The sequence below is a fragment of the Lactobacillus sp. ESL0701 genome (assembly GCF_029433445.1).
GTDB lineage: Bacteria > Bacillota > Bacilli > Lactobacillales > Lactobacillaceae > Lactobacillus.
The window spans coordinates 261,627-273,880 of sequence record NZ_JAQTIC010000001.1 but is presented as its reverse complement, the minus strand read 5'-3'; the positions used below and the strand labels follow the sequence as shown (position 1 = coordinate 273,880).

Annotated in this window: 12 protein-coding genes; 4 read left to right on the top strand and 8 right to left on the bottom strand. The window is 39.3% G+C overall.

Annotated features, from left to right (window positions below):
• Positions 1–178 precede the first annotated feature (178 nt).
• Both PT281_RS01255 and PT281_RS01250 read right to left on the bottom strand, forming a co-directional pair.
• Complete coding sequence (locus PT281_RS01255) at positions 179–664, bottom strand: C40 family peptidase (RefSeq protein ID WP_277151298.1); 486 nt, start codon at positions 662–664, stop codon at positions 179–181.
• Between the two features lie 183 nt (positions 665–847).
• Complete coding sequence (locus tag PT281_RS01250; RefSeq protein WP_277151297.1) at positions 848–1,387, bottom strand: AAA family ATPase; 540 nt, start codon at positions 1,385–1,387, stop codon at positions 848–850.
• A gap of 90 nt (positions 1,388–1,477) precedes the next feature.
• On the opposite strand from PT281_RS01250, the gene PT281_RS01245 reads away from it, so the two are divergent.
• On the top strand, positions 1,478–1,792 hold the full coding sequence (locus tag PT281_RS01245) for a DUF2187 domain-containing protein (protein WP_277151295.1): 315 nt from the start codon (positions 1,478–1,480) through the stop codon (positions 1,790–1,792).
• Between the two features lie 111 nt (positions 1,793–1,903).
• The gene (locus tag PT281_RS01240) at positions 1,904–3,415 is read left to right on the top strand and encodes an O-antigen ligase family protein (RefSeq protein WP_277151293.1); all 1,512 of its coding nucleotides are present in this window, start codon (positions 1,904–1,906) and stop codon (positions 3,413–3,415) included.
• A gap of 41 nt (positions 3,416–3,456) precedes the next feature.
• Here PT281_RS01240 and PT281_RS01235 read toward each other — a convergent pair whose 3' ends face one another.
• From PT281_RS01235 to PT281_RS01225, 3 genes are all read right to left on the bottom strand, one after another.
• Positions 3,457–4,077 (bottom strand): LVIS_2131 family protein, encoded by a 621-nt coding sequence (locus tag PT281_RS01235; protein WP_277151292.1) that lies wholly within the window; start codon positions 4,075–4,077, stop codon positions 3,457–3,459.
• Between the two features lie 97 nt (positions 4,078–4,174).
• Positions 4,175–4,507 carry a hypothetical protein gene (locus PT281_RS01230; RefSeq protein ID WP_277151290.1) on the bottom strand — a complete coding sequence of 111 codons (333 nt, stop codon included), beginning with the start codon at positions 4,505–4,507 and terminating at the stop codon, positions 4,175–4,177.
• Positions 4,508–4,514: 7 nt separating this feature from the next.
• The gene (locus PT281_RS01225; RefSeq protein WP_277151383.1) at positions 4,515–5,108 is read right to left on the bottom strand and encodes a hypothetical protein; all 594 of its coding nucleotides are present in this window, start codon (positions 5,106–5,108) and stop codon (positions 4,515–4,517) included.
• A gap of 354 nt (positions 5,109–5,462) precedes the next feature.
• On the opposite strand from PT281_RS01225, the gene PT281_RS01220 reads away from it, so the two are divergent.
• Both PT281_RS01220 and PT281_RS01215 read left to right on the top strand, forming a co-directional pair.
• Positions 5,463–7,040, top strand: a complete 1,578-nt coding sequence (locus PT281_RS01220; RefSeq protein WP_277151288.1) for a multicopper oxidase domain-containing protein — start codon at positions 5,463–5,465, stop codon at positions 7,038–7,040.
• Between the two features lie 130 nt (positions 7,041–7,170).
• The gene (locus tag PT281_RS01215) at positions 7,171–7,836 is read left to right on the top strand and encodes a C39 family peptidase (RefSeq protein ID WP_277151286.1); all 666 of its coding nucleotides are present in this window, start codon (positions 7,171–7,173) and stop codon (positions 7,834–7,836) included.
• 225 nt (positions 7,837–8,061) lie between these two features.
• Here the strand turns inward: PT281_RS01215 and lepA are convergent, their stop codons facing one another.
• From lepA to PT281_RS01200, 3 genes are all read right to left on the bottom strand, one after another.
• Positions 8,062–9,810 (bottom strand): translation elongation factor 4, encoded by a 1,749-nt coding sequence (gene lepA / locus PT281_RS01210; protein WP_277151284.1) that lies wholly within the window; start codon positions 9,808–9,810, stop codon positions 8,062–8,064.
• A complete protein-coding gene (locus PT281_RS01205; protein WP_277151282.1) occupies positions 9,788–10,468 on the bottom strand; it encodes a TetR/AcrR family transcriptional regulator in 681 nt (226 codons plus the stop codon). Before PT281_RS01205 ends, lepA begins: the two co-directional genes overlap by 23 nt.
• A 92-nt stretch (positions 10,469–10,560) precedes the next feature.
• Entirely contained in the window at positions 10,561–12,105 is a 1,545-nt protein-coding gene (locus PT281_RS01200) for an ABC-F family ATP-binding cassette domain-containing protein (RefSeq protein WP_277151280.1), read from the bottom strand.
• Between the last annotated feature and the right edge of the window lie 149 nt (positions 12,106–12,254).

Genomic DNA, 12,254 nt, shown 5'->3' with positions numbered 1-12,254 from the left:
AAGCCAACCATCATTGTTACACTTCTATCATTACATTGTAAATTTTACTCGTGTTATGTTACATAAATATTACAAAATAGATACTAGTATGTAAAAAAGCCTTTTCAGAAATAATATTTTCTAAAAAGGCTCAGTTAAATTTAATTGTAATTGTTAAAAAAGATTTTACAGCGTTAACTTAATTAAGAATACGTTTAGCTGCTGATGGATAGAAGTAAGTACTAATTGTTTGTTCCTTAACACCTTGATCTGGAGTTGCGGCATGAACAAACTTGTTGTTACCCACACAAATTCCTACGTGATATGGTGCATCAGCAGATCCCCAGAATAGTAGGTCACCCTTCTTGAGGTTATTTAAAGATACACTCTTACCAACTGTAACTTGTGAATAAGTTGTTCTTGGCAATGTAGTATTACCAGCCTTGCGAAAGACATATTGAACTAACCCTGAGCAATCAAAAGAATAAGGACCCGTGGCACCATAAACATAGCTTTTGCCGACTTGCTTTTTAGCAAGTTTGGCAACGGCATTACGCTTTTTAGTAACTGCGCTAGCACTAACAACTTCACTTGAACTAGCAACCGCAGAAACGGCAGTACTACTGCCAACAAAGAATAATGATATAACTGTAATTAACTTAATTAAACTATGTTTGTGTTTCAAAATTCTCTCTCTTCTTCCAACTTACAATTTTTGATTTTAATAGTTTAAACGTTTCTTCTCTTTCAACTGTCAGTTTATATATTACCCATCAAATGTTACACGTTTATGTCAAACAAGCTACAAAATCATGAGAATTCAGTTATAGTCTGTTTTTAGCCGAATTAAAGAGAAAGTCTAGCTTAATTAAAGACTTGTAATAATTTCCTTTAGCAATTTTTTAGTTGTAGACCAATCATCATTAACTAAAACATGAGCACTTGATGCTAGCTCATCCGGCAGCTGATTTAACTCATCACCACTCATTCGCTCCTGAATTTTGACTGGATCATCCCCGCGAGCAAACAGCCGCTTTTCCAGTTCCTGCTTACTGCTGGTTGTGACGTACAAGAAGTAGACCTGCTGTTTTAACTGCTTAAGATATGACTCAGCTCCCTGAATATCAACAATTAAAGATACTAGATTATTTTTTTGCCAAGCAAAATCCAGTGCTTCTTTACTTGAGCCATATTGATACGACCCGTACCGTACATGCTCAAAAAAGTGTAATTTACTAAAAGATGTATCATCTTCAAAATGATAGGCTTGATGCTGCTTTTCGCCCGGTCTTTTTGGTCTTGTAGTATGCGTCACTACCCGCGGAATGCCAAATTCCTTCGTCAAATATTCCGAAATCGTTGTCTTACCCGCACCACTGGGACCAGCAATTAATATTAATTTTCGCAAAATCTAGACTCCCTTTACTTGAAAACAATTGACTTTTATAATAATATCTTTCTATTATAATGAAACGTGGGAGAGAGAGGAAGAAGCATTTTGAAAAAAGCAGATGTAAAATTAGGTGACATTGTCAGCGCAAAATCAGAGGAAGAACTTACCAAGCCATTTATCGGTAAAGTAGAAAAGACCTACGAAAATTCTGCTATGTTAAAAATTATTGACTTCGATGAAGCCGATAAAACTGCCATCGGTGACTTAAACAACAAGCTCGTTGTCAACTTCAAAAATCTAAAAGCAGCCCCAAAGCGTAAGGTTAAAGAAATTCAATCTTTAGCTGATAATGACGTCAAAGTTGAAAAAATCGCTAAGGCTAAAGAAGACGACCAAGAAAATGACGAAAAAGCAAAATAAAAATATTTTTTGCTTAAAAAGCAGTGATCTTATCTCACTGCTCTTTTTTTTTACACTTTTTTTGCCTAAAATTAGGCTAACAAAATAATTATTTTAAAATGGAGAACAACATTGAAAGAAAAAGCAAAAACCATTTTATTTTGGTTCATTCTCAGTCAACCATTTTTGGACTTATATTGGTTTTACCATGGTCAGCTTGCCAATGTCCTGCCCTTTACCCTGCCAACAATTATTCGGATTCTAGCTGTTGGCGTCCTGCTTGGGCTCTTTTTAAGTCAGAAAAAGTCATGGTCCAAGCTTGCCCAGCGTAAGTGGCTATTAGTCTATTTGGCTCTACTTGTCATTTATTCGGCACTGCATCTAATTCATGTGCGCAACTTTACCAGTGTTAATCCCACAGGGTACGGCTATTCAACGACCAGCGAAATCTTTTATTTAATTAGAATGGTATTACCGCTGATTGTCTTATTTTTAACCGATGAATTTAATTTCAGTCAAAGAAAACTGCGGCTGGTAATTGAAGGTGTCTCCGGACTTTTTTCGGGAACAATTATATTATCTAATTTATTTATCGTTTCCCTCAAGTCTTACGAAACTGGAACAATCAGTGCCAATATTTTTATGTGGTTCTTCAATTCTAATATTGGCTACTCACACATGGCTTCCAAGGGCTTTTTTAACTTTACCAATATGATCTCGGCTGTTCTCTTCATGCTGCTGCCATTAATGCTCTACTATTTATTTACCGAATTTAATTGGTACATCGTCACCCTCAATGTCGTCCAAGCACTTGCTATGATTGAAATCGGCACTAAAGTCGCAGCAATTGGGTTAATTGGCGGCATTATCATTAGCTGTCTGCTCTTTGCCTTCCATAAATTCATTATTAAGGACGTTAAAAAAGGCGGCTGGGCACTGTTAACTGCCATCTTAATTGAGCTTGGATCACTCGTAATTCTACCGTTTGGTCCTGCCATTCAACGCTATAATTATGAAATCTACCTTGCCAAGCAATCCGATCACGATTTAACAAATGAAACACGTGAATTAAAAGCTGGCTTAGCCAAACATCCCCAAGGTAAGGAGCGGGAGCAATTTTTACGGGATTTTATCAAAAACAATTATCAGGCTTATGCCCTGAATCCCAAGTTTGTCTTCAAGAGCTACCCTTACCAATATGATCCTGAATTCTGGCTTAAAATCATGAATGAACCTGGTCAAACACGCATGCAGAACCGCCATGTCGAACAAGCTATGCTCAATCAAGTTGTTAAGACTAATAATAATCGCTTAGATAAATTTTTCGGTATTTCATATACTCGAGAAAACAATATCTTTAATTTAGAACGTGACTTTTCAGCACAAATATATGCACTCGGCTGGCTGGGAATGCTGCTGTTTGTTGGACCATATTTAGTCGTACTTGCATATGCTTTTTACCAATGGCTCAGATGGCGAGCAGCACGCACCTACCTCGTGAGCTCGCTCATCCTATCCAGTCTATTTGTTCTACTTGCAGCCTTTTCTTCAGGTAACGTGCTGGACTTTTTAACCGCCAGTTTCTTACTCGCCTTTATTGACGGCAACTTACTTAGACAGGTCCAGCAAGCCAAAAATAATTAATCATCTAAAAAACGGTGACCTCAATTTTGAAGTCGCCGTTTTTATTTTTGTTTAATAAATGATGCATCTGGAATTCTAATCAAATAGTAGGTCATCGCGTTGCGTCCCGCGTGCATCCCAATTCCATTCTGCCAAATCTTCTTGTAAGTTGCGGTATAAGTAGCAACATAGGCTCGCTGATACTTCTTATCCATTCGCTTTAATTGCTTAACGCTATACGGCACCCGCTCTGCATTCAAATCCAGCGGATTCTTGCCGTAAGCCACTGTCGCAAATTCACTAGAAACTTTGACCCGTTTACCAGCACGATAAAAGGTATAAGTCTGCGTGCCAATCTTTTTCTTCTTGGAGTTAATCGTCACGTAGCTTGAATTGCCAGTTCCCGTGTCCATGACCAGCGGCTGATAAACAATATTTGACGAGATTTTACTAGTATCATCTAAATCGGGATTATCCAACATGGCTTTGGCAAATAAGCCGCCAATCCCAACTAATAAAACCACGATTTCAACAATATCCAGTAAAAAATTAGGCCAACTAAAGCGGCGGTGCTTATTAATAATCATCCTAATTCGGCGCTTGCGAATATTCTGCACTACAAATACAAAATAAAGGATAACAATTACCCATAACAAGATGCCAAGTAGATTCCAGCTAAACATAAAAATCCTCCTGTGATTGCTTCCATTATATTGTAAAAAGTTCATTTTGAATAGTTATCTACTAAAAAAAGACTGGCAAAATTGCCAATCTTTTTCACTAAGCTGAATAATGATTTTCTTTTAAATTGCGCTCAAGTAAATGCGTGAAGGCATCTTTTTGCAAAGTAGACGAAATATAGATAACGGTAATTAAACTATGCTCATCAACAATAAAGGCAACCCGCGCCGACCCAGTCTTTTTTAGATTTACCCGGCACTCATAAATGCAGTCGCCATTCACTCGCTGACTTGCTGCCCGCTTAACCTTGGTCATTCCAGTTTCAACCTGACTAGTCAATGCTTCTTCAATGCAGTGCTTAATTAGCTTGACTTCGTTCTTGTGCTTTTTAAAAAATTGCTTGCAGCCTGAACGCTCATATTCAACCTTCATTAGTAATCTACTCTTTTTTGCTCTTAGCTTTACTGGACTTGGCAGTAGACTTCTTTACCGGCTTTTTAGTTGCTGTTTTCTTCTTAGCAGTTGTTTTAGATGCCGCCGTCTTTTTTGGCGCTTTTTTTACTGCGGGTGCCGGTTTTTCATATTCGCGCACCTGCTTAAGCTTTTCACTAATTGCAGCCGCTAACTTCGTAATAACCGTATCTTCATCTTGTAATTCAGCTTCAGTTGCTAATTGGTCAATGCGAAATTTCGACGCATTTAGATAATCTGACGCAGTCTCAAAGTAAATGTCGATTGGATAATCTTGTCCTTCTTCAAAAAAGTTGCTGATTTTTTTGTAATTACTGTACGGCAAATTGATGATATTGGTTTCCAAGGCAAAAGTCACTGGTCGCTGTCCAGTTACTTCAAGTGCAATATGACTCAATGACCCCTTCTTAACAGCCGCAGCGGTCTCCTTAACCATGTTAGCCGCAGCTTCCTTAATTTTAGCCTTCGACTTATTTAAATCGGCATACTTAATAGTTGCCAAATCTTGTAAATAATCTTCTTGTTCAATTTTTTCAGTTAAATTTTTCAAATTAATCTTCAAACTAAAAATTCCTTTTTTCATTGTGTAATCTAATTTATTATTCTTCTATACGATACTCAACATCGGCTGTAAAAACAATTTATTTATTTTTATTTTTAAAAAACGTTAATCTTTATTAAGTAACTCTGTAAGCAAATAAAACAAGTTGCTTAAGGCAAGAATACCATTGCTTTTAACATATTTTTATTCCTAATTAAATAACATTTGTCAGCAGTTTTTCTGAAAACGAGTGGATTTTATAATATTGGCATAAAATCATGATTTTAACCACTTTACAAGCGTTTTCACCAAGAGTAAATTGTAAGCGTAATGAAATTTTTTTACTAAAACTTTTTAACTGAAAGGCAGAAGAATATGTCAGATAAAGTTTACACAGATTATTTCTATGATTCAGAAGACTTTGACAGAAATCACGGTATGGGTTATAAAGACCTCACTATCCCTGACAATGTTGAAGCTCAACCATTAATCGTTCCACCAGTATTGGAACCAGATAAAGCTGAAAACAATGATGTTTGGTACACAATTGAGTCACAAGAAGGTGACTTCCAATTCTTACCAGGCAAGAAGACCCATACTTGGGGCTACAACTTCCCAGTTCTTGGTAAGACAATGGTCTTAACTCGCGGACAACATGTTCACGTAACTTTGAAGAACAGTTTACCAGAATTAACTACTTACCACTGGCATGGTATGGAAGTTTCTGGACCAGGTAACGATGGGGCTTGCCACTCACCAGTTTATCCAGGTGAAGAAAAGCACATTGACTTCGTTGTTAACCAACCAGCTGCTCTTACTTGGCTGCATGCTCACCCATGTCCATCAACTGCTTCACAAGTTTGGATGGGACTTGCAATGGGTGTTGTTGTAACTGATGCTAACGAAGCTGAATTGCCAATTCCTAAGACTTACGGCAAGGACGAATTCCCAATTATTTTGCAGGATCGGACTTTCCACGAAGATAACCAATTTGACTACAAGGCTGACTATAATGCAATGGGTGTTTACGGTGATAACCCTGTAATCAACGGTGTTATTAAGCCTTACGTTGATGTTACTACGCAAAAAGTACGTTTAATCTTCTTAGGCGGTTCTAACCGTCGTGAATGGAGATTACACTTCGACAACGATTTAGTTATGACCCAAATTGCTGGTGATGACTCATTCTTAGAGCACCCAGTTAAGATGACCAAGGTTTTAATTGGACCCGGTGAACGTCAACAAGTAGTTGTTGACTTTAGTGACTATAAGGAAGGCGACATTGTTAACCTTTACACTGATGACTTCAAATTAGTTGAATTTAGAATTCACCAATATGAAAAAGATGACAGTGTCATTCCTGATACCCTATTTACACCACATGACCCAGTTGTAAATCCAAATGCACCAATTCCTCATGTTACTATGGACAACCACAACGAAATTAACGGTAAGTTGTTCTCCATGCAAAGAATTGACATGAAGCAAAACTTAATGGACGCTGAATACTGGGACGTAACTAACACCAATGATAAGGCTCATGGTATGTTGCACCCATTCCACGTTCACGGTGCTCACTTCTTAGTAGTATCACGTAATGGTCATGAACCATATCCTAATGAACGTGGCGTTTACAAGGATACCATTGAAGTTGCTCCTAAAGAAACTGTTCGCATCAAGCTTTACTTCCAAAACACTGGTGTCTTCATGTACCACTGCCACATTATCGAACACGAAGATGCTGGTATGATGGCTCAAATTCAAATTGTTGATCCAAAAGACCCAGACAAGAAGTATCATTTGATGGATATGAAGACTTTGAACACAGCATTAGCCGAAGAAAAAGGCGTGCCAATGGACGAAGTATTCTGCCCAGGAATGGACGTTGAAGGAATGCCTGTTAAGGGCGAAGATCACACGATGGACGCATTTTCAGGTGCAAGTCATCACTAATCTGACCTTCAATTAATAACCAAAAAAGCACTCATTAAGTTGAGCGCTTTTTTGGTTATGGCTAGCTTTTTATGATTAAATAGCACTTATGAAAAACAAAAAATCATTTGCTAAATATTTATCTTTATTAATGATGCTCCTACTTCTTGGAGCACTTATTTTTGCCTTTAATTCCAAAAGTTGGCGTAATCAATATGCCTGGCTAACCCTAAAGTCTGAGCAAAAACTCGACGTACCACTAGAAAGCCAGTATCCTGACCTTCCTAATGGTTGCGAAGTCACCTCTTTAAGTATGCTGTTAAACTATTATGGCATCAAAGTTACCAAGCTAGACCTCTCCCAAAATATTGCTCACGTTGCTTCATTTACCGACAATGGTCAATATCGTGGCAACCCTCATAAGGGCTTTGTTGGTTACATGAGCCAGACCAACGCTGGTTGGTGCGTTTATAATGAGCCACTAGAGCAAGTAGCGCGAAAATATACTAACCGCATTCAAAATTTTACGGGGCATGACTTTATTCAAGTAATGAAATTGGTCTCAACTGGTCACCCCGTCATGATTATTACCACAACTAACTTTAATCATGTCAGTGACATGCAAACTTGGCATACAGCTCAAGGCAATGTCCACGTTACGCCATCATCACATGCCTGTGTGATTACCGGCTTTAATAAGAAAGCACGAATTATTTTTGTTAATGATCCTTTTGGTCATAAGAACGAGAAAATTCCGTGGGCTAATTTAGAGCGGAGCTATAACCAGCAGGGCAAGCAGGCGTTATACATCAAATAACAAAAAAGAGCAGGTTCAATTAAGAACTTGCTCTTTTTAATCGAGGCTATTTTTCACAAAAACAGTTGGCTACTTCTGTTCACATCAGGTAGACCAAACACCAGCACTTCCCGTACCTGTCAGTTAAGACGGGTGTCCTCGTAACAAAATTACGCATCTCGCGTTTTTTGTCGGCTCGTATTACTTATTATACTCAAATTATGGCTTAGCGCAACTGACAAATTTTTACAGTTCCAAAATTACATTAAATACTTCCTGTGGTAATTTAACTTCGCCTTGAGCTGCCTTTTTAGAGACACTGCGCTGATTGCCGTCAACTGCCGCATTCTTACGCAGCGGCGGTACATCAACTCGGGCAATCGCTTTGCCCTCAACAATTGCTTGAACTGGTGTCGGATAAAGCCGCCGCGGCACTGTATACTTCAATTCCTTGACCAATTTTTGCGCCATTTGCGGTGCGTCCATACGGTGAACAACAAATGAAAGTGAGTCAACTGGAGCATAGTTAATATCCACCTCAATTTTAACTAGGTCTGCATCCTCATAGTCCAAGAACTCTGTATTAAGCGTGGCATAACCATGTGACACCGACTTTAATTCAGAAAAGAAATGATATGCCACTTCTGACAAAGGCATCTTAACTGTTACCAAAATTTGTGCTTCATCGTTATCTAGGTCAAGCAGCATCCCCTTATGTTGCTCTACTAATTTCAAAATGGCATTTAATGTCGCACTCGGCGTCATAATTTCAGCCTTGATAAATGGCTCTGTTACGTGGTCAATCAAGCCGAAAGCCGGATACTGCGCCGGATTATTGATTTTCATCTCTTGACCATTCTTTAAGTAGACAAAGTATGTTACGTTCGGAGCCGTTGTCAAGACATCAATACCATACTCATCCTGCAGGCGTTCGCGAATAATTTCTAAATGAAAGGTTCCTAAAAAGCCACAGCGAAATCCCTGCCCTAAAGCTTCTGAACGCTCCTCCACAAAGGAAAAGGACGTGTCATTTAAACTCAATTTATTAAGTGCCTGCTTTAATGCTGGAAAATCATTGTTCTTAGGATAAATCCCAGCAAAAACCAACTGTTTGGCCGGTTCATAACCTGGCAGTGCCTCTTTAGTCGGGTCTATCTTAGTGGTAATAGTATCACCAACCCGAATTTTTTTCGGGTCCTTGATGCCAGTCACAATATAACCAACTTCACCAGCCTGTAATCCTTTTTGAGTTTGCATATTAGGTGTCAATACCCCAATGTCTTTAGGGCGAAATGACACCTTCGCTTGCATTAACTGTAAGTCAGTTGCAGCCGATAATTGCCCGTCAATCAGGCGCACATCAATAATTACTCCTTGGTAAGCATCATAGACCGAATCAAAGACCAATGCCTTAAGTGGCGCCTGATTATCCCCTTGGGGTGCAGGAATCTGCGTTCTAATCGCTTCAAGTAATTCGGGGACTCCCTGACCAGTTTTAGCAGAAATCAATAGCGTCTGCTCCGGCGTAAAGGACTTGTCTAACTCCAGTAATTGCTGCTGCGTGCGGGCAACATCGGCTGAAGCAATATCCACCTTGTTAATCACCGGAATTAACGCCAAGTTATTCTTCTTGGCAATGCGATAATTAGCAATTGTTTGTGCCTGAATCCCCTGGGTGGCATCGACTAACAGCAGTGCCCCTTCAGTAGCTGCCAGACTCTTAGCAACTTCATAATTAAAATCCACGTGACCGGGAGTATCAATCAAATTGTATTCATATTCCTGACCGTCTTGTGCTTGGTAAAAGTTACGCACCGTTCTTGCCTTAACGGTGACACCATGCTCTTGTTCAACTTCCATATCATCCAGCATTTGGTCACTAAATTCACGTTCACTGACCGTTTTGGTTAACGCCATAATTTGGTCAGCCAATGTCGACTTACCATGATCGATGTGGGCAATAATGGCAAAATTACGAATTTGTGCTTGTTTCATTATCTGTTTGTTCCTTAAAAAATCCTGTTAAGTAATATCGCATCTGGGCTTCGGCTTCCCCCACTAAATCAATCGCAAAGTCCGGGTAAGTTAAGGCAACTTCTTGATGATTAAAACTAGCAAGTGAAGACATGTTCAGTAAGCCGCTGATAATTGCACTTTGAATAATGAATAAATGACTAAATTGTCCCGGCGTTAATAACTGCTTGCTCTTCACTGCCAATAACTCCCCAAGTTCATGGCTAAGTGCATACAGCTCATTACGGCGCTTAATCGTCTCCGCCATGTTGGCTTTGCCTTCCAAGACTGGACCACGAATCGCATTTAGCCTGACTAGCTCCGCGTGTTTATTAATTAAAGCCCGCGTGGAACTAATCATTAATTCAATTAAGTTTGATTGCGTTACTTCTGACTGCTGCTTGACCAGTTCGATAATTTTAGTAAAGAACTTGCAATAATCTTCCAGCAGGATACTCATAAATAGGTCTTCCTTGGTCGCAAAATAGTTAAAGATTGTGCCCTTAGCTACGCCTGCTGTATCAGCAATTTGTTTCATCGTAATCTGGGTATAACTTTGTTTAGCAAAAAGCTGCATCGCTACCTGCATAATTAATTCACGTTTAGCTTGCTTTTGCTGCGTTGTATGAATATTTGGCATTTTTTCACCTCAATTTAACAATATTATTACGCAAAAATGACCGAAGGTCAATTTTGATTAATAAAAAAAGATCAGCTTACCTGATCTTTCGTCTATTTATTCATCGTTTCAATGTCAATTGTCTTATCTACCCAGTTGCCTTCGAAGAAGTCGCGCTCGTGGCTAACGATAACTACCCCACCAGGGAAATTAACAATTGCCTTGCGCAACGCATCTTTGGTATCACGATCCAAGTGGTTGGTTGGCTCATCTAAGAAAAGCAAGTTAGCTGGCTCAAACTGCATCTTCGCCAGCTTAACTTTTTCCTGCTCACCACCGGATAACTTCTTTAACGGGCTCATTGCCTGTTGTGCTGTCACACCCATGCGTGCTAAAGCACCGCGCAATTCTTTCGGCTTCTGCCGTTCAAATTCTTCCTGCAAATATTGCAGCGGCGTCATATTATTATTCGGCCACGTTAAATCCTGCTTAAAATAAGCTAATTTTGCCGTCGTTGACAATTCAAAATCACCAAAAATTGGCTTTAATTGTCCTAACAAGGTTTTCAGCAAGGTCGACTTTCCAATTCCGTTAAAACCAGTAATTGCCACCTTTTCATTGCCGCCAACAGAAAAGTTAAATGCTTCTTTAACTAACGCGTGGTCATAACCAATTACCAAGTCTTGCGTCTGCAATAGCAAGTTAGATGCTGTTGCTACATAAGGAAATTCAAATCGCGCACGTCGGTTAGATTTCGGTGGTGTTAAAACATCCATGTGAGCTAACTGCCGTTCACGTGATTTGGCACTCTTAGAACGCGTTCCCGCTTTATTTTTACGGATATAGGCTTCTGTTTTGGCAATTTTACGCTGCTGGTTAGCATAAGCCTTGAGATAGGTCTCACGGTTAGCTTCTTTTTGTCGCATCGCTTGCTTCAAAGTTCCCGTATAACGTGTAATTGTGCCGACATCAACATCAATAATACAGTTGGTAATCCGCCCCAAAAAGTCATAATCATGGCTGACCACAATAAACGCGCCCATGAAGTCATTCAAGTAGTCGACTAACCAATCAATGTGTGACACATCAAGATAGTTAGTTGGCTCATCAAGCAATAAGACATCCGGATTTTGCAGTAATAATTTGGCCAAAATAATTTTGGAACGCTGACCACCAGAAAGTTGCGCCACATCATGATCGTAACCTAGTTCTGCCAGTCCCAAACCCGACGCAACACGTTCAATCTCGGTATCAATTCCGTAAAAATTATTTTCTTCTAAGTAAGTTTGAACTTTACCAGCCTTTTCTAATAACTCATCATTGCCATTTTCAGCATATTTAGCATAAAGTCCGTTTAATTCGTCTTCTTTTTGATATAGCGCGGCAAATGCAGTGCGCAAAAAGCCACGGATTGTTTCCCCGGGCGTTAATTTGGCATACTGGTCAAGGTAGCCAACATCAACTTTGTTTTGCCACTTAACCTGACCTTCATCTGGTAACATCTCGCCCGTTAAAATCTTAATTAAGGTTGATTTACCAACCCCATTTTGTCCCGTGACCCCCATGTGGTCCTCTTTATTAAGGACAAAATTCGCATCCTCGTACAAGGTTTTATCCACAAAACTTTGTCCAAGATTTTTAACCGTTAGTAAACTCATCGTCCATCCCTTTCGAACTAAAACAACTCGTTCTAGTATATAATAAAGTCGCACTTTTAGCTCGAACAAAAAGCTGACCGCCGTTAACTGTTTGTAGTATCACGAAAAATATTGATTGTCATTGCGCCATTGCATAATAATTAGTATTT

Coding starts and splice junctions, on each gene's coding strand:
- PT281_RS01205 (WP_277151282.1), bottom strand. CDS start 10,468: ATGCCAAATATTCATACAACGCAGCAAAAGCAAGCTAAACGTGAATTA.
- PT281_RS01230 (WP_277151290.1), bottom strand. CDS start 4,507: ATGAAGGTTGAATATGAGCGTTCAGGCTGCAAGCAATTTTTTAAAAAG.
- PT281_RS01200 (WP_277151280.1), bottom strand. CDS start 12,105: ATGAGTTTACTAACGGTTAAAAATCTTGGACAAAGTTTTGTGGATAAA.
- lepA (WP_277151284.1), bottom strand. CDS start 9,810: ATGAAACAAGCACAAATTCGTAATTTTGCCATTATTGCCCACATCGAT.
- PT281_RS01215 (WP_277151286.1), top strand. CDS start 7,171: ATGATGCTCCTACTTCTTGGAGCACTTATTTTTGCCTTTAATTCCAAA.
- PT281_RS01220 (WP_277151288.1), top strand. CDS start 5,463: ATGTCAGATAAAGTTTACACAGATTATTTCTATGATTCAGAAGACTTT.
- PT281_RS01235 (WP_277151292.1), bottom strand. CDS start 4,077: ATGTTTAGCTGGAATCTACTTGGCATCTTGTTATGGGTAATTGTTATC.